The 26,075-nt window shown below is 29.1% G+C and carries 4 protein-coding genes; all 4 read right to left on the reverse strand.

The window, feature by feature from the left end; genetic code table 4:
* Positions 1-80 precede the first annotated feature (80 nt).
* Positions 81-10,322, reverse strand: a complete 10,242-nt coding sequence (locus ACX1M8_RS01305) for a hypothetical protein (RefSeq protein ID WP_458836634.1) — start codon at positions 10,320-10,322, stop codon at positions 81-83.
* Positions 10,323-10,723: 401 nt separating this feature from the next.
* Positions 10,724-10,984, reverse strand: coding sequence for a 30S ribosomal protein S20 (gene rpsT, locus ACX1M8_RS01310; protein ID WP_458616156.1), 261 nt, complete (start codon positions 10,982-10,984; stop codon positions 10,724-10,726).
* 161 nt (positions 10,985-11,145) lie between these two features.
* A complete protein-coding gene (locus ACX1M8_RS01315; RefSeq protein ID WP_458836635.1) occupies positions 11,146-12,426 on the reverse strand; it encodes a DDE-type integrase/transposase/recombinase in 1,281 nt (426 codons plus the stop codon).
* Between the two features lie 93 nt (positions 12,427-12,519).
* Positions 12,520-26,067, reverse strand: a complete 13,548-nt coding sequence (locus ACX1M8_RS01320) for a hypothetical protein (RefSeq protein ID WP_458836636.1) — start codon at positions 26,065-26,067, stop codon at positions 12,520-12,522.
* Between the last annotated feature and the right edge of the window lie 8 nt (positions 26,068-26,075).

A 26,075-nucleotide genomic window follows, 5' to 3' on the forward strand; every position in this document is an offset into this window, starting at 1 on the left:
AATTGTATAGAAAAACACCCTAGGATATTTCATAGGGCGTTTTAACATATTTTATTTAGCAACTAGCATCTAATCACTAGTTATTTTCTCTTGTGAGAAACAATTAATATCATAGCAGCTAATCATAAGATAGAAGTTGATATTACAACATATGCTCATCAAGGCATTCCGTGTGAGGCTGCTTTAATATCTTTAATAATTGTTGATTTCACTACAAGAGGCATTTTTTGTAATTCTTTTGAAAGTAGAATGTTTTGAAGTTGTTCTACTTGTTCTTTAGTGTATTTGTTATCTGGAGTATTAAGAATATCAAAGTATTTGTTATCGTTTAAAACATTTCCAAAATTTAGGTATTCTTCACCATTTTCTGTTCCAGATAAATTATTAATAGCTTCGTTAAATGCTTTTTGATCTTTATTTTGAAGAGCGTTAACTAAATTAATAATATTATTAGCTTCTAATTTAATATCATCAGCTTTTTCATTAAATGTATTAGCTAAATCGCTTGTTAAAGGATTATCATCATTTGCACTAGCTAATGCTTGAATTGCATTTTGTAAGTTATTTAATGCATCTTGATATTTACTTGATTTTGTATTGCTATTTTTATATGCTTTTAAAGCATCATTTAAGGCATCAAAATTATTTAATCCATTTACTAAATTATTAAGAGCATCTACAATTTCTGGTTTAGCGCTAGCTGCGATCTTATTAATTTGTTCTTGGATGTTGTTAATTTGATCTTTAGATGTAGCTGGAAGGTTATTAATAATGTTTGAGATTGCATCTTTAACACCATTAACTTCATTTCCTAGGCTTGCATTTTGTTTAATAGCATCTTGTAAAATCTTGTTAGCTTCTTCAAATGTTGTTGCTTTATTGAAGTTTTCTTTAATAGTATCTTTAACTGCTTGGCTTAAATTGTTAAGTTCACTAAGCACTTTATCAACATGTGTTGCTGGTGTATTATTAACTTCATATTTAGTATCTGGGAACTTATTAATTTCATCAGCTAATTTTTGAAGATTTTCAAGTGCTGTAGCTAGATTATCTGTATTAGTTTTATCGCTAGCAGTAACCATTGAATTAACAGTATCTAAAGCAGTTTGAGCATTTTTAATGGCTTCTTTATAAGCATTTTGAAGCGCTTCAGGAGCATTAACAAATTGGTTAGAGTTTTCTAATGCTTTAAGGTTATTTAATTTAGTTTCTGCATCTGATTTAATCTTATCAAGATTTTCTTTTCCGTTAAGGGCAGCTAAAGCTTTCTTAAGGTTTTCTAGATAATCATTAATTTCACTTGCTTGATTTTCTCCAACAACTGTTCCTGTATCTTTCTTAAGTACATTAAGGGCTTTATCTAAGGCATCTTTGTAAGCTGTTTTTAAATTATCATCAGCATAAGTGTATTTAAGTGATGTAATAGGATCGTTTTTAAGAGTATCTGAAAGTGAATTGATATAGTCAGATAATTCCTTCATTTTATTATCTAGGTCTGTAGCATTTTGAACAATAGCATCTGCTGCTTCTTTCATATCTTCAGCAGAAATATTGTAAGTCTTGTAAGCTTCTTTTAGTGCATTGTTAAGAGCTTGCATTTGAGCATTATTAAGGTTTTGTTTTTGAGCAATTACATTTAAAGCATTATTAGCTTCACTAGTAGCTTTAACAGGAGCTACAAGTTTATTTAATGCTTCTGGAGTTGCTTCTTTATTATTTAATAATTCCTTAGCTTGGTTTAGAATTTCAGGATTAATGTTTTCAACATTTTGATCTGGAGAAACGAAGTTTTCTACAGCATTAGCTAAATCGTTAGCATTTGAAGCGAATGTAATATCTTTAAGTCCATTTACATAATCCATGTAATTTGGATTTTCAGGCATTGTTTCATATTTAGCTAATGTTTCCTTAAGTTTGTTTGAAGGAACAATTATTTTATTAGCAATTGCTGCTTTGATTTTAGCTAATTTATTTTCAAATGCTTCTTTAGCATCATTAAATACTTTGTTATCAGCCTTAACTACAGTATTTAATTCATCAGCAAATTTATCATAGTAGTCTTGACTTTGAAGTGGATTATTAGCTGCTTCTTGAGCTTTATCAATAGCAGCTTCAAGGGCAGTTTTAATTTGTGCTGCTTCTTCATTTAAGCTTTGACCTTCTTTAGCTGTGAATTTAGCTAAAGCATCCTTAGCATTTTGAAGTGCATTATTAAGTTTATTTGCATTTAAAGCTGTTTGAAGCTTGTTAGTTGCTTGATAGTTAACTTCAGGAGTATTTGCATCAATTGTTTTTGCTACTTCTTTAGCATTATTTAAAGCTGTTTGAAGGTCATTAGACATAGGTTCAGATGAATTTTCAGCTTGATTAATAAGATTTAATAAGTTGTTCTTTCTTAATGCTTGTAGAAGTTTATCAGCTTGAGTATCAAATGTAGCTTTAGATGCTTCTAAGTAAGTATCGTCCTTATCTTCGAGCATATTTTTGCTTTGGGTTAATAAGGCATTAAGTTCATCAGAAAGGGGCTTAATAGCATCTTTAGCTAAATCATAAGCTTCGAATAATTTATCTTTCTTTAAATTGCTTTCGTATTTAGCAATAGCTTTTTCTAAATCTTTTAGTGAAGCATTATCATTAGCAATAATAGCATTAGCTGGAGCTAAAGCCATTTCTTTAAATGATTCAGAATTCTTAAGATTATCACTTGTTTGATTAATAAGTTCTTGCAATTTATTTTTAGCAAGTAAGTGAGCCATCTTGTAAATTTCATCAATTAAGTCTTTAGCTTGAACACCATCATTTTCTAATAATTTTTGAGCTAGTGGAATTTCGGCTTCTAAAGCAGGAGTTTTTGTAGTTTGCTCGTTAGCTTTAGTTACTAAAAGAGTTAATTTATCTTTTAAGTCTTTGATGAATTTAGCAGCAATTTCTTCTGCTTTAGCTAATTTTTCAGCTGCTTCATTATAGTAAGTATCATCCTTATCATTTTGACTTAAAGCTGTGTTAGCTTCTTCAAGTGCTGTATTGAGTAATTCTTTCTTTTGGTCTAAAGTTAAATCTAATCTAGTTTTGTTTGATTCATCAATATGTCCATGTTCAAGAATTTCTTTAATAGCGTTTGCGCTAGCAATTTGTAAGGCTAAATTATTTTTAGCTCTAGCATTCTTAAGAAGTGTTTCGGCTTTGATAATCATATCAAGAGGACTATTAGCAAGATCTTTAAGGGTTTGTTGGGCTAAGTTATCTTTAATAGCTTCAAAAGGAGTTGTTAATTCATTTGGATTAGTAAATGAAATTGTATCGTTTTGAACACCTGTAATAGTATTTACATCTTTAATAGCATTCTTAAGAAGTTCAGAACGTGGATTTTCTTCGCTTTCAGCAGGAAGTGAAGCAACAATGTTATTCATTTCATAATAAGCTTTATTTGCTAACATTTGTTTTTCAAGTTCTGCATGTGTAGGATTTGGTTGTGATAAGTCATCAAATTTATCTGAGCTTACTAATGAAGGAATTTTAGCACTTAGTTCAGAAGCATTCTTTGTAAAGTTGTTATATAAGTTTGTTAATGCTTCATTAGTTGGAGCTACTATACTATTAGTTGTTTCATTAGCATATTTATATAAAGCATTACCATTTGTTGTTATATATAGTTCTTTGATAAGTTCAGCTTCTTTAGTGTCAAATTGTTGACTTTGCATTAAGTCAGCTAAATTAGAATTATTAGCTTTAATTAGTTCACTTCATTTGTTGATGAATTCGTCAGCATTTGAAATGGCTTGATTTAATTCGTTGCTTCTTTGATCTTCAGCTACTTTTTCTTTAGCAGCATTATTAACTTTAACAATCTTGTCTAGTTTGAGTGCAAATTCAAGTTGACTTAGAGCATTGCTATAATCTTCTGTTGTAGCATTTGGGTTAGCTAACACTTCTTTAGCACCTGCAATAATGTCTTTAAGTGGTTGAGCACTATCAGCATTAATTGTTTCAGCTTCTTTAATTTTGTCTTCTAGAGCTTTTTGAGCTTCAGAATGAAGTTGAGCTTTAGTGATAGCATCTCTAAGTTCTTGAGCTGCAGTAGCAACTTGTTCTGGTGTTAGTCCTTCTTGTTCTAAAGTGTTTTTTGCTTTTTCTATAGCGTTAAAAAGTTCACCTGATTGAAGTTTTTCATTAGCTTCCGTTGCTTCTTCAAGTGCTTTATTAAGAGGATCTTTTAAGATAGCATCTTGAAGCGCCTTGATGTTTTCATCATATTTAGCTGTTTCTTTATCATTTGCTACTTGTTTTGCACTAGTTAGAGCTTGTTGTAACACTTTAGAAGGTGTTTGAATTGCTTCAGCTTTTGCAATTTCTTTATTAAGCATATCTAACTTAATAGCATTGTTTAATTTATCTGTGGCTTCTTGAACTTTTGCACTCGTTAAATCAGCATCGTTTACTAAATTGTTTAGATCTTGGTTAGCTTCTTGAATTGCTTGTGTAAGTTCGGCACTTGGACTTTCAACTGCATTAGCATTTTGAATTGCTTGGTAAAGAGGTTGTAACATAACCTTGTTTTGTGTTTCTTTAAGAATTTGACTAAGTTGTTCAGCAGTTAAGTTATTTAAGTCTTTAATTTTATTTAAGGTTTCTTCTTTATATGTTTTTAAAGCTTCTGGAGAGCTTTCAGTTACCTTATTAAGTTCGTTCTTAATTTGACTTGCAAGTAATTCTTTTTGAACTTTGTTAGTTAAATCTTGGATTTTTTGAGTAAGTGAATAAGCATCATCTTTAGAAAGAGATTGACTTTGTGCGTTTTCTTCATTGAATGGGCCAAAAATCTTATCTGTTTCAGCAAGAGCTTTATCTAAATCAGTTTTATCACTAGAAGTTAAATTATCATAATCAACTTGATTATCTGATATTAATTGTTTTGCAGCAGTTTGAGCTTTCTTAAGTTCATTCATTTGTTCATCTAAAGCATTAGCTTCTTGAATAATTGGAACAAGTGAATCAAATGTTGCATTAGGTTGAGTTTTAAGTTCGTTTGCTTTAGCTTTTAGGATTTCTTTTTGAGCTTGTGTTAAGTGTGTTAAAGCATCTATTTTATTAGCTACAGCATCAACTAATTTATTTAGACCTTCAGAGTATCTTTGGTTGTATTCTTGTTGTGAACTAATAATCGGATCAGCTGATGTTTCTTGAGCAACCTTATTAAATTCTGCTGTTGTAACAAAGTTTTTAAGTACATCGTTAGAATTTGCAAAATCTTGTTTTAAGGTTTCATTATATCCATTTAAGTTGTTAAATGCATTTATAGCATTACCAAGAAGTGTTCCTAAATTTTCTGGATCAATGATTGCTATTGTATCTGGAGTAGCTATCTTGTTGAATGCTGTATCAAATGCTTCTTTAGATGTTGCAGTAGCATTCTTATATAAATTACTTGGGTTAGCTGTTCCAATCTTATTTGGATTAATGCTATTTGTAAAGAAGTTTCTAAGTTTTTCCATTTCAGCATCTAACTTAGAAATCGTTTCTTTAAGAGATGTGATTTCAGCTGGTGTATATAAAATTTTGTTAACTTCAATAAAGCTTGAAGCAAGTGCTTGATCTTTAGAAGTAATATTTAGTGTATCTGCATTAAATAAGTTTAAATCAGTAATTTGTTTTAGAAGTGCATCTTTTTGAATTTGGTTAATTTTAGCATCACTATTTACATGTTTTTTAAGCGATTGTACAGCATCATTAATTTGAGCAGCTTGGTAAAGAGTTGCTTGCACTTTTCAGTATCATTGAGGTTGAGTTGTATTTTTAGCATCAAAATCATTAAAGTTAATTGTTCCAATTGTGCTAATAGCATCTATTAAAGAAGTTTTATCACTTTGGCTAAGGTTTTGTAATGAGTTGATGTAGGCTTTTGCTTTTTCTAAAACAAAGTTTGAAAGTTGAACATAGTATTTAGAATCATCTGGGTTAGCGCCTAGAAGTGTATTCTTAACAGCACTAAGGTTTAATGAGTTTGTAAATGTAATTGCTTCATCAGTTGTATAAAGCTGTGTAGCATTATTATCAATTTGACTGAAGAATTTTTGATTTACATAAATTAAGAAGTTGTTAAGTGCTCTATATCTACCATCAAGCTTTTGATATGCATCATTAAGTGAAGACATAAGTGTTTCAACTTGAGTTGGAGTATATGCATATCAAATGTAGTCAGTAGGAACAGAGAATGTTGTAGTTCTAAGTACACTTGGTAAGTTCTTTTCACCTTGAGCTTGTAAAATAGCACTTTCACCTAAACTATTATCTACAATACCATTAATTTTATCAGGCACCATTTGAAGTACTTGCATTGCTGCAGAAAGAAGTGCAATAAAATCTGAATTGTTTTGAGAAAGAATAAATGTTGTGTAAGCACCTTGATCAAATGCGAACTTATCTAAGTTAGTAATTCCGTAGAATTGACCATTTAAAAATGGTGAATCTGTAAAGATTTGATTTACTAAAGCTTTAAGTGCTTTGAATTTATTTGTAAGTGTGTTTACTGAATCGTTTCAAGTGCTAATAATGTTTTGATCATCAGCATTAGAAAGATTTGCATAGTCACGTTGTACGAAATAATTCTTGTATAAATCTGCTAATAATGCTGTATATGAAGCTTCATTTAAGATTACATTTGTTTTATCTTGTTTAGTATTTTCAGCATCATCATATTTAGCAAATAATTCACTTGAATTTGTTGTGAAGGTTTGAACCATTTGGCTATAGGTATCGTAGAACTTCATAACATTTTTGTATGTATCAAGAGCTGTTGCATTAGCTTCATTATTTAATTGAGCTAAGAAATTATCAAGTAGATAAGTACCTAATTTCTTAGATACACTTCTATCTATATATGAGAAAGTATCTGTTGATGTAGGATAATTTTGAGCTTGTCCGTTAAGGAAATATTTAGCTGCAGGTTGTCATACATAGTTAACTGATGCAGATGCAACAGTGGTGTTAGGGAATATTGAAATCATATTTCCACTAGGATCTTTAACAGTAGTTCAATTCTTGTGGTTGTTAGCACTTGAAATAACTTCTATTTCTGAGTTAGTTCCCCCAATTTGGTTTTCAATTAATGAACTCTTAATTGGAGCTTTTTGAATTGAGTTTGTAAGTTCTTCGCTAATTACATTTAGGCTATATTCTTCATTAAGTTCTGAGAATTTATCGCTTTCAAGTCTAATTTGGTTAGTCATCATTGCTTGTACTAAAATTAAAGCAATTGATTTTTCTCTAGCTTCATAGTTTTCAAGTTGTTGGTTAAATTCAGCTGCAGGCTTCCCATTAGCGACAAGATTTCAAAGGTTTGCAATGTATGATTGTTTTTCATGCTTTGTAAGTTTTGTTAAAGCATTTATTTTTGCGATTGTACTTGTAATATCAGTTGTAATTGATGCATATTTTTGTTCAATGAGTTCTGGATTTAATCTTAATGTATTAGTTTCGATTTTCTTGATTGTAGTAAATTCTGGGTTAACTGTATTTGTTTTATATTGTTCAATAACATTTAAAACTTCTTGAGCTTGACCCATAACAAATTCAAATCCTATAAATGTTGCATCTTTTTGATAAGAACCAGGTATCTCACCAGTAAAGTTTTGGATATTAACGTATTTTTCGTTTGAAAGTACCGGAAGGAACTTGTCATACGTTTCTTTAGCTTTTAAGTAATTCTTATCAAGTGTAACAATTGCATTAACATATTTAATAACAGTTGCACGATCTGTTTGTTGTAATATAACTGTTTTAAATGCATTTTTGTATGCTTGAGAATAAATTGATGTTTGATCGATTTTCTTGAATGCTTCTTGTAAGAATTCTTGAGCTGTTAATGGTGTATCGGCTTCAAAACCAGTTGATTTTTCACTTTGGAGTTTGTTATAAAGAACATTATATGAATCTACAATATCCTTGATTTTTTGAGCTGTATTATTTGTATCAACTACATTGTTTACATCAGTATCGTTATATACAGGTGCAGGAAGTTGGTTTCATAAAACAAGTTTATTGTATTCAGCCATATATTGTTTTTTAAGTTCTTCAGGTGCGAATGAAAAGTTTGTAAAGTTATTAATTTTTAAGCTTGTTGCTTTATCTGTTGATAAATAGTTATCATAGTTAAGGAAATTCTTTGTATCAACAATGTTTTGATCAGTTGATGTAGGTTTCTTATTGTATGCTTCAATATTTAACATTCCTTCAGCATTGTTTACTGCTGTAGTTGCATTATAGTCAGATTGTTTTAAATCATTGTATAAAGTTCATCAACTATTATTAGTAAAGTGATTTACTTTTCAGTCGTTGTAGATAGTATTTCTAAACGGACCTTGTTGATTTTGCAATAATGTTGTATTTACATAATTGTAATTTGTTCCAGCATAAATAGAACCTTGAGGCGCTAATAAATTATCTGAAGAAGGCTCAGTAGCCATTTCCATTAGCTTAAGTTTACTATATCCTAGATTTTCGGTTTCATCTTTACCTAATCATTGGAAATCTGAATAGAAAGTAATTTCACCAGTTTTCTTTAGTGAATTAGAATCAAGGAAAGTTCCTCCTATATTTTTTGCTCCATTATTTTGAGGCATTGCATTAATTGAGTGATCTGGATTGTCAGTAAAGAATGAAGCTTCTTGAGCATCTTCTCAATCTCTTTGAAGAACAAGTTTGTTAGGATCCATGAATTCACCGTATGAATTTAACATACCTTGTGGTCATGTTGTTGTATCTGAGTTAAAGGCTAAATTGATTGTAAAGTTTTGAGTTCTGTTGTCGTAGTTGTTAATCTTAGCTTGGTTTACTAAATTAGCAGGAATGTGTCCAATTTCTTGACCATCATAAAATAATTTATATCCATACCCACTTGGAATGTAGTAATTTTGTTGCGCATTGTTTGAACCGTATGGAGAGTTGATTGCTCTTTCTTGAACTTTAACATTGATTGTTCTGTATTTTGTACGTGTATATGAAACTGAGTGAGCAGCAACAAAGTTACCTCCACCACCAATACCTGAGTTACCTCTATAACCTGTAAATAATGCTGTTATACCACCATTATTTGTTGTTTTGTATGTATATTCATTATTTCCATTAATGTTTAAAGTATCTTGGTTATCTACTGTTTCAAATTCCACTACAACTGTAGGTTGATATGAGTTATTATCTCTATATCATCATGATCCCGTTGTTACTTGGAAGAATAACATTGACCCCATATCATTAATATTTTTATTTAATGCAGAATTTGGGTTTCCCTTGTAAAGTAGTGTTCCTAATGACGTTTGTCATGGTGCATTAGGATCTCCAGTTTGGTTTGCATTACCATTAAATAAATCTTGTACTTTAGAAATGTTGTCTTTGTAATTAGGATCAACGGTTTGATACATAATGTTATTTAAGGTAAAAGGTGTATTATATGTGCTTGAATTAGAAGCTCATTGGTTATCACCAGGTATTAAATATGGATTTCTAAATTTGTTTTCGAAATCTGAATTAAGTGTAACTCTTGAAGATTGGAACTGACTAGGGCTAAAAGTTTGAACTTTAGATCTATCAGTTGGATCTTGTGGATTTGGAATATAAATATTCCCTTCATTTGCTGGCTTAGAATCATCTTTATCAACTAAATATGTCACATATCCTTTTACATTAGGCGTGTTAGGTAAACTAACAGGATTATAGTTGTGATCTTTAGCTTGAATTACAATTCTTACTGAGTTATCAACTAATTGTAAGTTTCTAGAAAGCATTAAACCATATGAAAGGTTACCATATGCATCTGGTCTATAGTTTCAGTTAGCATTAGGTAATCCATCTTTATTAGGATCAGCTGGCACAAACCAGTTGTTGAATGTTGCTCTTCATTTACGTCTTGGAGTTTTAGAAATATCGTAGAATGGTGTTTCACCTTCTTTTCATGGAGTAATTTCTTCTAAGTAAACAACACCATTATAGTGCTTGTTCTTAATTTGTGTAGATCATCCACCATTTGGTGATGTTGTATAATTACCATTTCAATTTTGATATACTTCATAACCATCCATTTTAGAATTTCATTCTAAATTATTTTTATCCATTGATGGGAAGAGGTTACCAAAAATAGCACTGTCATTTTGGTTTTGACCATTTTTAACAATGTTAAGATAGTTATTACTTGAGAAGTTACCACTAAAATCTTCATCAATACCACCGAATTCATCACTACCTGTTGCTGATACAGCTGCAACAATAGGCAGTGTAATTACGCTGGCACTTGATAAAGTTAAAACAATATGTTTAAGTTTCTTGTTCATTTTTCTCCTTGTTATATATACATATACTCGAATAAACTTATGATAACTGATTGCTATCATAAAAAATTATTCTTGTATATTTAAATTATAAATTTAAATATTAAAAATTATAAAAAGTTTTATATTGGCCATTATCTTCACATTTTTTGCCATTTTTACTTATTTACAGATAAAATGAATCAAACAAAATAAATCTTATATCTCTAAATTCTAGAATTAAATGTTAAAACTTGCCTATTACAAATTTTCTAGCTGATTTTAAGAAATATCATAATTTATGTTTATAGCTTGTATTAGACTTCTAAATTAGATCAAAAAACTCCTAAACAACTTCTTGTTTATGCTTAAAGATATAAAAAAAGCTAAACCGAAGTCTAGCTAGTTATAATTAAACCTTAAGATTATTTGTTTTTGTTAACAAATTCATCTAATCTTGCATGTTTTCTTGCACCTTTGTTAGCGTGGAAAACACCTTTTGAAACTGCTTTAGCAATTGTTTTGTGTGCAAAAGCTACTAATTCGTTAGCTTTTTCATCTTTAGCTAAAACTGCTTCTCTAGCTTTACGTATAGCTGTTTTAACACGAGATTTCATTGCTGAATTCTTTTTGTGTGCTTCTTCCATTTTTGCTATACTTTTGATTTTTGATTTGATGTTAGCCATAATTATGACCTCCCTTTTTCTAATATTTTGTATTGAAAAATCCTTAATATTATAACTTTTATTTTTTAAAGCTTATTTGATTTTTTAAATTTTATAGTCCTAGCTTCTAGTTGAAAAAGAAAAACCCCATAAGATTTACTTATTATATTAGGATAAAAAATTTAGACACTCAACACCATATGATTAGAATATTCATATGGTGTTTTATATTCTAGATTTCTTTGTGGTCTTCCTGTGTTATATCAAACCACAAATGAATTGATTAAATTATAAACTATTTCATATCCCAATTCATTTGTATTGTAGAAATCGAATAATTCTCTTTGGAATATAGCAAAGAGAAATTCTGATGGTCTATTTCTTAATGAATTTCCTTTTGGCGACATTGATTGTGAAATATTCAATGAATTTAAATAATTCTTGAATGAATTATTAGCATATTCGATGCCATGATCTGAATGAAAAATTTGGGGACTTATATTATTCTTTTGAATACAATTTTGAAGTAATTTTATGCTAGATTCAGCTGTTCTTTCAGTAGATAGAGATCAGTCTAGTATAACATCAGAGTATGTTTCTGTTATTACGTGAAGATAGTGTCAAACACCATTTATTTTCACGTATTTAATATCTGCATGCAGTATTTCTCCGAAATAACTTGAAGTAAAATTTCCTTGAAGTCTATCTAGCGCTCATACTTTATGATATTTCTCTTCTTTTGGTGGTTTATCTTTACTTTTATTTCTATATGCATTAGACTTATAATCTAGTGATTCAAAGTTAATTCTAAAGGCATAACTAGAAATTTTGTGCCCTGTCTCATAGATGTATTTGTAGTAAAGCTTATCTCTTCCGATTACATTGTTAGACAATTTAATTTGGGTTTTTAATCAATCAATAAGTGTATCATCAAGATATTGATTTATTCTATCAATTCTTTCTGCTTTTTCATATTTGCTATAGACAGATGTTCTGTTAAAGTGGAATATACTAGCTGCTAATGAATTGTTATGAAAGGATTTATTCTTTTCCTTCTTTTCTTTTATCTTCTGAAGAATAATATTAGGATTAATGCCGTGATCTTCTAAAATTTCTTCCATAATTTCTTGATATAAATCTCTATCGTGTTCATCAAATTCATTAATGCTTCTTCGTTTAGGTGGTCTACCAGAATTTTTGCCTTTCTTAGGTGATTTACCAGTTTGAGATACTAATTTTTTCATATCTGTATTATATATTTTAATTCAACGCTTTATCAAAGTATCTGCATACCGATATGGATTGACATTTCTATGTTTCTTTGCTTTAGCAAGATATGTATCCTTATACCTTTCTTCTCAAAAATCTTCCACAAATTGAATTTTTGCATATTCAATTCCATTTAACAATGTAAGTTTGATGTACTTTAATTTTTGCTCTATTGTAAATTGTTTTCTTGACATAGAAAAACACACTCCTTTCTTAAATTGGAATGTGTCTAAAAATTTTCTCCTAATATATAAGATTTACTTATAGGATTTTAAGAATTTTAATGATTATTTTTTATTTTTTCCAAATACATAAGATGCAATTCCTGCTAATCAAGTAGCTACTGAAACCACTAATAAAAATGGTCATCATAATGTACTATTATTTGAGCTTGTTTTATTAGCTGAATCCAACATAGCTTTAATTGCTGGAGATGCATTTTTGTATTCTTCTTTTGCTTTTAAGTTTTCTAAAGCTTTAGCTTCTTGGCTATTGATTTCTTTGTTATTTGCAACTTTACTTGATATTTCAAATAATTCAGGTTCATTTGCTAGAACATTAGCTAATGCTTTATTATTGTTATCTAAATCATTTAAGGCTTCTTGTAATGATTTTAGATCTTTATTCTTAATAGAATTTGCTAGTTTACTAAATACTTTAGTTTGTTTTGCACTTTGATTTAATAATTCATTTGCTTTATTTGCTAGTTCTTGATATTCATCACCTTTAACAGGAGATACTTTAGCAATTTCATTAGCAAGTTCATCTAATTCCTTAAAGAATGATTTAGCAATCTTTGTTTGATTTTGTTTATTGTCTAATGCTTTTTGATTTGCATTAATTTTATCAGCTAATGAATCGATATTAATAAGTGCATTTATTTTGCTTTCTTTAGCATTTGCTTTAGCAGCATTGATATTATTCTTAATTTCATCACTATCCATAGCTGTAGAAAGTTTATTATGAATTAATGCAGCAGCTTGATCTAATAATTTCTTAACTTCTTTATTGCTTAAAGCAACATTATTAAGAATTTCATCTGCTTGAGCAAATGTTGTAGCTTTTTCGAACTCTGTAATACCATTTTTAGCTATAGTATCTTTAAGGTGATCAGAATTTTGACTTAAGAATTTTTCAGCTGCTTTAATTCTTTGCCCATTTTCATTTGTATAAGCTTCATTTGAGAATAAAGCAATTTCTTTATCAGCTTTTTGAAGTTGAGATACAACATTATTAAATTCTTCAATTCCACCAAGTTTATCAAATGCTTCAGGACTTTGTTTATAAGCTTGAATTAATTTTTGGGCTTTTGCTGTAGCATCATTATGAGCTTTTTGTAATGCGTTCGTAGCATTGTATAAGCTATTTTCATTTGTTTCTGTAGCAAATTTAAGTGCTTGTTCTACTTTTGCTTTATTATCATTAAACACTTCATCTAATGATTTAAATTTATCTTTTCCTGATAAGTTATTTAAGGCTTTTGTTAATCCTTTATTAAGTTCATCGATTTGACTAGCTTTATTATCTTTATAAACCTTACTTGCAGGTGGAAGAATATTTCTTACATTTTGAATAGCATCATCTAAAGCTTTTTGTTCTTCTTTAGTTGATAAAGCATATTCATATTTAGATTTTGGATCATTCTTGTATGCTTCATCAATATTATTGTATGTATCACCTAAAGTCTTCATGTTTTTATCAAGTTGTTTGATATCTTGATTTAGTTCTGTAACACCATCTACATCTTGAGCTTTAGCAATATTATCTATATACTTATCAATTTGAGCTGGATTGGTATGTTTTAGATCGTTAACATCGTTAATTGATGCAACTTGCTTGTTGTATAAGTTTTGTTTTTGAGTTGCTGCCTTAATTTCTTCTGCTGTAGCTTTATCATTTGCAGAAACTTCTTCAGATTCTGTTGTTACATTATGTAATTTATTATTGTATTTAGGAACTTGAAGAACAGGAGTTTCTTGGATAGTTAAATCAAGTTCATTAGTATTGATCTTGTGTTGAAGTTTATCAAAAGAGTCTTTTATAGCTTGTATATCATCGCCATCATTATCTAAGGTGTCTTCAGCATTCTTGATTTGTGATACTAATTTATTAGATTTAGGTTGAATCTTATTTGCACTTTTAATAAGCTTATCTAAAGAATCTTTTGCATCTTGCAATTCTTGAGCAGCTTGTTCTTTAGCTTTATTTAAGTTTTCGACTCCATTTAAAGCGTCTTTAGCAACATTTAGATCTTTAATCACTTTTTCAAGTTCATTTGTTTCGTTAACAAAGTCATCTAAAGCATTATTTGCCTTAGTTTTTCCTAATTTAGAATTTAGGTCAGATAATTTAGCATCAAATGTTTCTTTCTTATCATTATCAGCTTGTTTATAAGCGATTTTTTCTTTTTCAGCTTCAGCTTGCTTATTAGCTGTATTTCCTTCGCCAATAGCTTTATTAAATTTAGTTACATTATTTTGCATGCTATCTAAATCAATTTTGCTATTTGTTCCTTCTAATAATGCTTTAGCACTATCTTTTTGTTCTTTGTTTAAGTTTTCTAGCTTATCGATAGAATTTTTAGTATTTTCTAAGTTTGTTTCACCATTTAAAGCAGTTAGTGCAGGTGTAATTTGCTCTGAAATAATTTTAGCCACTTCATCTTTATCTATTGTAGTAATTGCTTCTTTATTTAGTTTAGCTCTAGCATCTGGCTGTAAAAGATTATTTACACCTGTTTGATTTCCTTCATCAGAAAGTTTATATGCTTTAGTTTCTTTAGCATGATCTAATTTTTCAACTGCTTTAAGAACGCTATCCATATTTTGATCTAATGCTGTAGCTTTAGATTTAATTTCTGTTATATCTTTAGCAGTATTAGCCACATCTATTTCGCCTTTTAATGAGGTTTTTTGAGCATTTGATAAGTGTTGTAGTTTATCAATTTCATCTTTAACTGATTTCTTAAGTTCTTCAAGACCTTTAAGAGCAGCGTTTGCTTCATAAATAGCGTTTTGCACTTTTTCTTTTGCTTTATCTACTGTAGCTTTATCCTTATCTTTTACTAGTTTACCACTAGGAGTAAGGGCTTTAGTTTCTTCTAGAACATCTTGAATTTGTTTCTTAAGTTGTTCGCTAAAGTCATTTGCTCCATTTTGAGCATTTGCCTCTTCTAATTCAGTAACTTTTTCTTTCAGTTCTTTAGTTGAATTATCCAGAGTGCTTGCTTGAGTTACAATTGGATCAATTTCAGCTTTAGTTGATACAGCATCTACTTTATCAGTAAATTGTTTTTTAGCTTCATCAGATAGGTTTTCTAGTGAATTAATTGTGTCTTTAGCTTGTTGTTTAGCATTGTCTAATTGTTGTAATCCATCTAACACACTTTGTTTTTCTTTAGTATCTGTTGCTTTATTTTGTAAGTTTGATACTAAATTATCAATTGGAGTAGTTCCATTTGATAAATCAGCTTCTTTTGCTTCTGTAATAGCTTTATCTAGTTTTTCTTTAGATGTATCAAATGGTTCTTTTGTATTATTTGAAGCTTCTACGTAAGGTGTAGTGGTTTTAGCTGCACTAGCGCCTTTAGAAACTTGTGAAGCATTCTTGATAGCTTCATCTAATGCTTTAGCTTTATCAGCGATATTATTAGCTTCCGTAGGTGTTTGAGCATTAGAAATTAAGTCTTTAAAATCTTCTTTTTGTTTTGAACTTATGTTTTCTAATCCATTAACTTTTTCGCTAGCTTCTTTTTTAGCATTGTTTAAGTTATCATCACCATTTAAGGCACCTAGTTTTTCATCTAGGTTATCTTTTAATTTATTGATTTCTTCTTTAGACTTACCTTTTAGTCCTTTGTCTAATTCATCTTTAGCTTTATTTTCACTATCTGTTAAGTCTTTTTGTTTATCTGAATCAGATAACTCATAGTTAGGTGTTGCTTTAGTTTTTTCTACTTCAGCTATTTTATCTTTTAATTCTCCTGTAACTTGATCAAGTTCGTTTGCGGCAGAAATTAATTGATCTAAATCATCTGGATTTGTTTTCTTTTCAACTTCATCTTTAAGATCTTGTTTTTGTCCAGTAGTGAGGTTAGATAATTCTTCAATTGCTGTTTTAGCATCTTTTTGGAATTTTTCAATATTTGAAATTAGATCTTGGATGTTATTTATAGCATCACGAAGCTTGCCATCAAGTTCACTAACTTCATTAGATGTCTTATCTCTATTAGCTAATTTTTCAACATTTTCATCCATTATAGCTTTTACATTACTTAAAGCTGTTTCTAGTTCTGATTTGCTTTCAGGTGTAGCTAATTTATACTTATCTTGTTTTACAAGATTATTAGCATCACTTATTGTATATTTCATTGAGCCTACAGAACTATCTAAAATTTCAACTGTATTTAATACTTCCTCGATATCTCCAATATCTGTTTTATCAGCTACCATATCTTTATAATGTTTTTTGACATCATCAGATAAGTTTTCAAGAGTATCGATGTATTGTAAACCATTTCTCTTAGCTATTAGAAGTCTGTTATCACCATCTAATTCTGTTCTAGCAGTTTCCATTTCACTTTTAGCTGTATTAAGTTGAGAAATTGTTTTAGCTAAATTGCTTAAATCTTCATTTGTTTTAGCATTTTGAAGTTTTTGACCTAATGCAGTTAATTTATTATCGAAGTTATTTTGCTTTTCATAATCAGCTTGTGAGTAGTTTGATGTAGTCTTAATGTTATCTGAAGTAGTTTTTTCGCTTACTGCATCTGAAATAGTTTTATTTAGGTTTGCTACATTAGTTGAAATTTCATCCAACTTAGCTTTACTATTAGCTAATATCAATAATTCTTTTGCTTTATTCTTTTGTTGTTGACTTAATTGATCTAAAGTATCGACTTTATCTTTTGCCTTAGTTAAATTATCTTCACCATTTAACTTATCTATAGCAGGAATAATTTGTTCTGAGGCAATTTTTGCTACTTCATCTTTATTTGTTGAAGTAATTGCTTCTTTATTTAGTTTAGCTCTAGCATCTGGTTGTAAAAGATTATTTACACCTGTTTGATTTCCTTTATCAGCTAGTTTATATGCTTTAGTTTCTTTAGCATGATCTAATTTTTCAACAGCATCAATTACACTATGCATAGTTTCATTTAATGCTACAGCTTTAGATTTTGCTCCAGTAACTTCATGTGAAGTATTAACTTTATCAATTTCACCTTTTAATGATGTTTTTTGTGAGCTTGATAAGTATTGAAGATTATCGATTTCATCTTTAGCAGATTTCTTAAGCTCTTCAAGGCCTTTTAGAGCAGTTGTAGCTTCATCAATAGCACTTTGTATTTTTTCTTTAGTTTCATCTACTGCGACTTTATCCTTATCCTTAACTAGTTTACCACTAGGAGTAAGGGCTTTAGCTTCTTCTAGAGCATCTTGAATTTGTTTCTTAAGTTCTTCACTAAAGTTATTTGCACCTTCTTGAGCATTTACTTCTTCTAATTCAGCAACTTTTTCTTTAAGTTCTTTAGTTGAATTATCTAGAGTGCTTGCTGCAGATGCTATAGGGTTGATTTCTGCTATAGTTGTAGCGTTGCCTACTTTATCAGTAAATTGTTTTTTAGCTTCATCAGATAAGTTATCTAATGCATTAATTGTATCTATAGCTTGTTGTTTAGCGTTATCTAGTTGTTGCTGTCCATCTAGATTGTTTGTTGCTGTAGCTAAGGCATTTTCTTTTCTGTTTAAATCATTTATTAATTGATCAACATTATCAGGATTTGGAATTTGTCCTTTAGCGATATTAATTTGTGAACCTAAATCGCTTAAAGCATTATCAAATGGTGTTTTTGTACCTTCTGAAGCCTCTTTATAAGGAATAGTTGACTTAGTTTCTTCACTAGCTTTTGTTTGAACTTTTTGAGCTTGAGCTATAGCTTTATCTAATTTATCAGCATTATTTACTAAAGCTTGAATATCTGATGGATCATTCTTTTCATCAATTTTGTTTCTAAATTGAGATTTTTGTTCAGGTGTTAGATTTTCTAGATCATCTATTTTGGCTTTTTCTTGAGCTTTTAGATTTTCAAGATTTGCATTTCCATCTAATTTTTCTAAAGCGTTTTGAATGTTTGCATTTAATGCATTTATATCATCTTTAGATTTATTAGATAATTCTGCTTCTATAGCATCTTTGGCAGCTTTTACAGCTGTGTCTAAGGCATTTTGTAATTCAGGTGTAGCTAATTTATATTGATTATCATTTTTAGTTTCGTTAGCTGAATTTACTTTTTCTTTAAGTTCTTTTGTAGCTGTATTTAAGTCATTAGCATTATTAAATGCTTCATTAATTGCTTGAACTGTTTTTACTTTATCAACTTCAGCTTTTTGTTCTTCTTTTTGGGCGTTGGTTAAGTCTGATAACTCTTGAATTTTTGCTTTAGCATTTTCTCTTGCTTGATGTATATCACTAGCTTCTTTTAATGCCTTAGTATTTGCTTGAGCAAGAACATTAGCTAATATTTCTAATTCACTTGATTCTTTAGCGACTTTTAATTTATTATCCTCTAATACTTCTTTAGCATTGTTTAAAGCTGTTTCTAGTTTGCTTAAAGTATCATCTGAGGCTAAATCATAGTGGTTTTCAGCTTCTGTTTTATCTGTTTCAACTTGAGAGATAATATCTTTTAAAGCTTCTGTAGATTCATTTACGTTATTTGCTTTTTCAACAACTTTATTAGCTTCTTCTAAAGTAGATTTAGATTCTAATTCACGGATGTAAAAATCTTTTACACCTTGTGATATATGATCTAATGCATTAATTTTAGCTTTATTAGTTTCAAGATTATTTGTTCCATTTAAAGCTTCTTTAGCTGTATTTAGTTCTTCTTGAGCATGAACTAAACTAGATATTCTATCTTCTAAAGTCGCTAATTCATTATCGTTTTTAGCGTTTGCTAGTTTAGAACTTAAATCTGATAATTTTTCATCAAATGTTGCTTTCTTAGAATCATCAGCTTGCTTATATTTAACTTGTTCTTTAATAGATTCAGCATCTGTATTAGCACTTTCGGATTGAGAGATAGCACTATCAAGTGCAACAACTTGAGACTTTTTAGCATCTAATTCTGCTTTATTAGCTGTGTTTTCTAATAATGTTTTAGCTTTTTCTTTTTGAATTGAAGATAAATTATTTAAGTTAGTAATTTCGCCTTTAGCAGTTTCTAAATTATTTGTTCCATCTAATTTAGCTATAGCTTGAGAAATTCTTCCAGCAAGATCGTTTACATCATCTTTATTAGTTGTTGTAATAGCTTCCTTGTTCAATTTATCTCTTTCACCATTATTTGTTAATGCATTTACATCGCTTTGATTTTGTACAGTTGCAAATTTATAGTTATTTGAAGCAACTTGTTTATCTAACTCAGCTACATTAGCAATTAATGCACCCATTGAGTTATTTAATTCCGTTGCTTTTTCAATAGCTTCATCTAATTGCGCTTGTGTTGTAGTGCTATCAACTTCGTTATTTAATTCTTCTTTTTGTTTTGATGATAAGTTGGCTAAGTTATTGATATCAGACTTAGCTTTAGATTTCTTAGATTCAAATTCACTTAAAGATTTTTGCACTTTATCAATAGCATTTTGAAGTTTTTCGTTTGTATTTGTTACAGCATTGTTATCTTTATTATCTTTTAATAGGCTATTATCTAATAACTCTTCAGCTTCTGATATAGCAGCTGAAATTTCATTAGTTAATCCTTGCTCAAAGTTAGCTGCACTTGGTTTATTTTGTAATTCTTTAAGTCTATTTAGGTTTTCTTTTAACGCACTCGTTGCTTTATCGAGACTTGTACCCTTATCAACAATAGGTTGAATTAAATTAGATGTGTTTACGCCTTGGATTTCGCCTTTAAGTGATTCTTTCGCTTCATTAGATAAGTTTACTAACTCATTAATTTTATCTTTAGCGCTGTCTTTCTTAGCTTGAAGTTGACTTTCACCATCTAAAGCACCTTGTTTTGTTTTAGTGTCTTCAACTTTAGAAGTTAGATCAGATACTAACTCTTCAATTGGATTGCTTCCATTTGAAAGATCTACTTCTTTAGCAGCAGAAATCCCTTTGTCTAAATTATCTTTAGATTTTTCAAATGCTATTTTAGTTCCTGCAGAAGCTTCTGTATATGGAGTTGTTTTCTTAGCTTCATCAGCACCTTTTTGTGTTTCTTCGGCTGATTTTATAGCATCATTAAGCACTTTACCTTTTTGCGATATTTCGTTAGCTTCTTGAGGTGTTTTTGCTTTAGAAATAAGTTTTTCTAGATCTTCTTTTTGCTTTTTGCTAATGTTTTCTAATTTTTCAATTTCTTTATTAGCTGTTTCTTTAGCATTAGATAAATTATCTGAACCATTTAATCCATTTATAGCTGTTGCAAGGCTTTCTTGAAGCTTTTGAATTTCTTCTTTAGATTTGCCTTCTAATTGAATAATTAAAGCTTTATCAGCAACATTTATAGCATCATCTAAAGCTTTTTGATTTTGCTCATCAGCTAATTTATAATCATCATTTTCTTTTGATGCTTTAGCTTCTTGAAGTTTATCTTTAAGTTCTTTAGTTGCTTTATCTAATTCTTCAGCTTTTTTAACTTGTTGAGCTATAGATTCTTCATTATTGGCTTTCTTAACTTCAGCAATTTGTTCTTCTTTTTGTTTTGAAGTTAAATCTTCTAATTTATTAATCTTTTCGATAGCATCTTTTTGAGCTTTTAATACTTTTTCAGCTTGCTCATTTAATAATTGACTTGCATGAACTAATTTTTCTTTTAAATCATTAAGTTGATCTACGTTTTGTGTAGGATCATTTAATAATTTAGTTTCATCTAATACTGCTTTAGCATTGTTTAAAGCTTGCTGCAAGTCATTTTGAGCTTGAGATGTAGCTAAATTATATTCAGGTTCAGTTACTAAAACTTCACTTGTATTAACTTGATTTTTTAATGCCTTAGCAGCTGTATCAACTTGAGTTGCTGTAGCTTTTACTTCATTTATTTCTTCAATAGATGTTTTTTGTTCCACTAAAGCTTCATAATGTTTCTTAACGTGATCTGCATCAATATTGACTAATGATTCAATATCTTTTTTAGCTTGATTTTTAGCTTCATCTAAACGAGCATTTCCATCTAGAAGTATATTTTCTAAAGCTTCTTTAGCATTAGATAATTCTTTTGTAGCTGTGGCTAAGTCATCTAAATTAGCATTTGCTTTAGCACTATATAGTTTTTCCTCTAATGCACTTTTAGCTTGTTCGTATTGAGATTTCTTGCTTGAATCAGCTTCTTTATAATTAGGTGTTGTTTTTACTTCATTAGCAGTTGTATCAGCAGAAGTAGCATCTCCGATTGCTTTATCAAAGTTTACAATTGCTGATTTTTTGCTATCTAAATCATCTTTTGTAGTAACTGCTTTAATAATTTCTTCAGCCTTAGATATTTGTTCAGGTGAAAGATTTTCAAGTTGCTTGATTTCATTTACAGCTGAGTTTACTAATTTTTCAAATTCAGTATCACCATCTAGTGCTTGTGTAGCTTTCACTAATGCTTGAGCTTTTTTACTAATTTCACTAGCATCTAATGAAGTTTGTTTTTCTTTAGCTAATTGACTTAACATATTTTCTGAAGTTAAGGCATCAAATGCGTTTTTAGGAGTTTCACTAGCTAATATGTATTTATTAGTTTTCTTAACTTCATTAGCACTTGATATAGCATCAGCTAATGCTTTCATAGCTGTATCTAGGAGTTGAGCTTTATTAAAGGCAGAAGTAACATCATCAAAAGTTTTAGCTTCATTAATGTTTTGAGCTAATTCTTCGCTTTGTTTTACTGATAAGTTTGGATATGTAGCTAATTGAGCCACTTTAGTAGCTTTAAGTTGTTGAAGTTCTTTATATTTATTATTAATTACTTGAGAAATTTCTTTAATTTTATCTTCAACAACCTTAATTGCTTCTTTATTTTGATTTACAATACCTTTTTGCATTGTTTCATCGAAATTAGACTTAATAAATTCGATATCAGCATCTAGGCTTGCTTTTTCAGCTTGATTTGTTAGAGCTTTATACTCATCACCATTAATTAACTTATTTAATTTGTTTAACTCATTTATAGCTGCACCATAAGCATTATTGATATTTGAGTATTCCTCAAATTTACTATTGACATCAGCTGTTGAATTTAATTTGCCAATTTCATCTTTAAAGGTATCTTTTAATTCTTGAGAAATATGTGTAAATTCATCAATTTGAGCTTGCTTTTCTTTAATTAATTCTTTTAGTTTCTCTTCACCATTTAATGCTTTCTTATCATTAGCATATTGTGTTTGAGCTTTAGAATATTTCGCAATAAGTGAATTAGATGCTGATTCTTCTTCATTTGGAGTAGCATCTGCAAATAATTCAGCAACAATTTTAGCGCCTTGTGATGCTAATGAATTAATTAATTCTTTTGACTGTTGATTAATTCCTTTTAAAGATGCAACAGTATTATCGTAGTTATCTTTTAGAGACTTATCAGCATCTAAATAATCTCTAGAAGCAATAACTTGAGGGTGGTCTACATTTACTAAATTATTAACATTAGTGATTTGTTCTTCAAGTTTATTGTATTTGTCGGCAGTATTTCTTGCTTTAGCAATATCGCTTGTAAGTGGTAGGTAATCCTTAAGAAGTTTTTTGCCTTCCTCATCATCAAATAGTGTGTAGTTGCTTTGATTAATTTGTTGATTTAAAGCTTCTAAATTTGAATCACCATTTAATAATTTGAATTGTTCCTTATCTTTTCAAGTATTGTATAAAGATACTGCTTTAGCATCTAAAGTAGAAATAGTATTTTTGTTTAAGTCCGGATTATAGCCAACAATTTCGTTATATTCTTTTTCAAATTCTGCATATGCTTTATCAAAATCATTTTTGTTTTTATCATCTGAGAATTTGTAATTATTAGATTTTTTAATTTTTTCAATATCTAAGAAATCTTCTTTAATTCCTTTAAGTTTTTGTAGATCCTTTTTCAATTGTTCTAATGAAGATTGTAATGATATAACCTCTTTAGCATTATCCAAACCTTCAGCCTCATTATTTACTTTGTTTATGATGTTTTCACTGATATTATGACTTGTTGTCGCTTCTTCAGCAGCTTCTTTGAATGCTTTAATAGCTTTATCAAATTCTTCAAGTGAATCATAAATAGATCTATAGTATTCATCAATAAAGTCATTTTCAGATTCAACAAGCGCTTCCATTGCTTTAGAACTGTCGCTTGAAGATTTGTTTAAATCTAAAGTGAAAATATCACCTAATGAAGCTACATTTGGATCTGTTTCTAGCATCGAAGAAATCGGATCTGATTTAATTCTTTCTTTAGTAAGAACATATGAAGCAATTGTTTTATCTAATTGAGCTTCATATTCTTTAATAAACTTATCTTTATTTTGATGCCCATTATTTGGATAATAAGTAAGTTCCTTAACTTTTTCTTTATATGTGCTTACAGCTTCTTTATAAACCTTAACAAAGAAGTTTTGATCTAATATATTGCTTAATTCAACATCGGACTTAACTTTATTATTTTCTGAATTTTGAGCAGCAAATTTAGTTGCTAAAGCTTTTGAATTACCTAATTTAATTCTTGCTTCAACTAGAGTATTTAGGAAATTAGTTGAATCAATTAAAGCTTCTTTATCTGCAAGTTGTTTTAAAGCTTCTTGAAGAGCATTTAGGATTGTTTTTAGTTCTTCTTGAGCATTCACTTTTGCTTCTGAAGCTTTTGATTCATCACCAGCTAGATATAACTTATTGTTATCAACTAAGAATTTATCTAGTGAGTAGTTGTATAAGGCGTCTAAGTAACCTGAATTATTTAATAAGACAACATCCTCTACTTTAGAAATATTTTCTACTGAGCTTTGTAATTTAGTAAATAATTCATTAATAAATTCTTGTCTCAATGATGAATTATTAAATTTACTTTGTGCATTATTTTTAAGTGTATTTCAGTAGTTAAAGTTATTTTCTTTAAGTATCTTATTTAATTTATCAGCTAAATTTTCATCTTCTTGAATTTTCTTTTCAATAAATTCATAAATATTATTAGCTGGTTTGATTTCAACACCACGAATTGCTACATTACGCATGAAATCAGATAAATATGAGCTTGTATCAAAATTACTTAATGAAGTTGACTTAATTTGAGCTATTTTATCTTCATTTAATTGTCCTGTTTCAGGATCGTATCAAGACTTAATTCCTTCATAATCCGAGTAATATCCTCACATATAAAGAATTGTTTCAATTTGCTTATTAAGAGGAATAATTTTAGGATCATCACCAGGACTTAAAGAATATGCATCTGACTCATCATTGATTCTAGCTACTAAAGTATCTAAGTTATATTCGCCTAGTACATTTTCGCCTAAAGATTCACCATATCCTAATAATTTAGTGATTTGTTTATATTCTTTAGAATCTTTATTTCTAATGTTTGCTACAAAACTTTCAATAACTTGATATCTAGCATAGTTATCTAAATATTTATTTACTAACGTTTTATAATTGGCAACATTTGTGTTTTCATTTAACACAACATCATGCAAGTATTCTTCTAATTTAGATGTATTTTCTGCTAAAGCTTCGTATTGAAGTAGTCTAGAACTTGAATCGATTTGCTTATTATCTAAATTTGAAGCAAGATTATATAATGAAATGTTTTTCTTAATTAATTCTAATTTTGCATCAATTTCTTTAGTGATTTTATCAAAATTGCTTTGACCATTCATTTCAGCAATTAATTTTTTAAGGGCTGAAAATTTTTCATCTAAATTAAGTTCTTTAGGATTGATTTTAATATTATCGTTTAATAATACTTCTCCATTATTTTGAATATTAACTTTTAAATTATCTAAGTCAATATTAGATGCTTTTGTAATTTCAGCTAACAGTTTATCTATTTCAGCTTTATTATCTGAAAGTCTATAGTTAACTCCATCTAGTAAGCTGATTAAGTCTTGTTTTTTATTCTTGTAGTAGTTTAATTGAGATATATGTTTAATTAAATCTTGTCAAAATGTTGAATATAATGTTGAAGCTTTCTTTGAATCGTATTGAGTTTCACCATCAAAACGATGTTTAAATCAGTCTTTTGCATTCATCTCATTTCTTATCGCACTCTTTTGTTGAGTAGTTAGCTGTGTATCATTGTACAATAAGACTGATTCTCATTGAGATCTTAATAATTTATCATCCAGAGCATCTTTAGCTAATTTATATTTAGAAATTGTATATGAAAGATTACCTGTTAGTGTACCTGTAGCTTCATCAAATTTAAACACACTTGATTTAACATCATAGCTAAAATCACCTCTTTGATCCATGATTGGTTTTAAAGTAATTCCATTTAAATCATTTAAGTGTTCAGTATTGAGCTTAAAGTTTCTTAATGTAGCTTTAAATTCTTTTCTTTCTAAAGTACCAGCATTATTTCTTTCGCTGTTTTCTCATTTATAAGTTAGTGTATCAATTAAATTTCCATCTTTATAAACTTTATATCCTGTAACAGTAGGGAATTCGTCATTATACTCTTCGCGTCTTTGAAGTTTTTCGGTTAGATTAATATTGATACCACGGTTAAAAGTTCTATCTGCATAAGAAACATTTAATGCAAAGTGTTGGTTATTACTGTTACCCATTTCTTTAGGGTCTTTTTCTTTTTGCACTTTATCTCTAAAATAATTTCCTTCTGGCTTATCAGAGTGTATCAGTCCCATAACAAATGACGATTGATTCATTTCTTTTT

This window comes from Mycoplasma tracheobuteonis, from assembly GCF_054456995.1.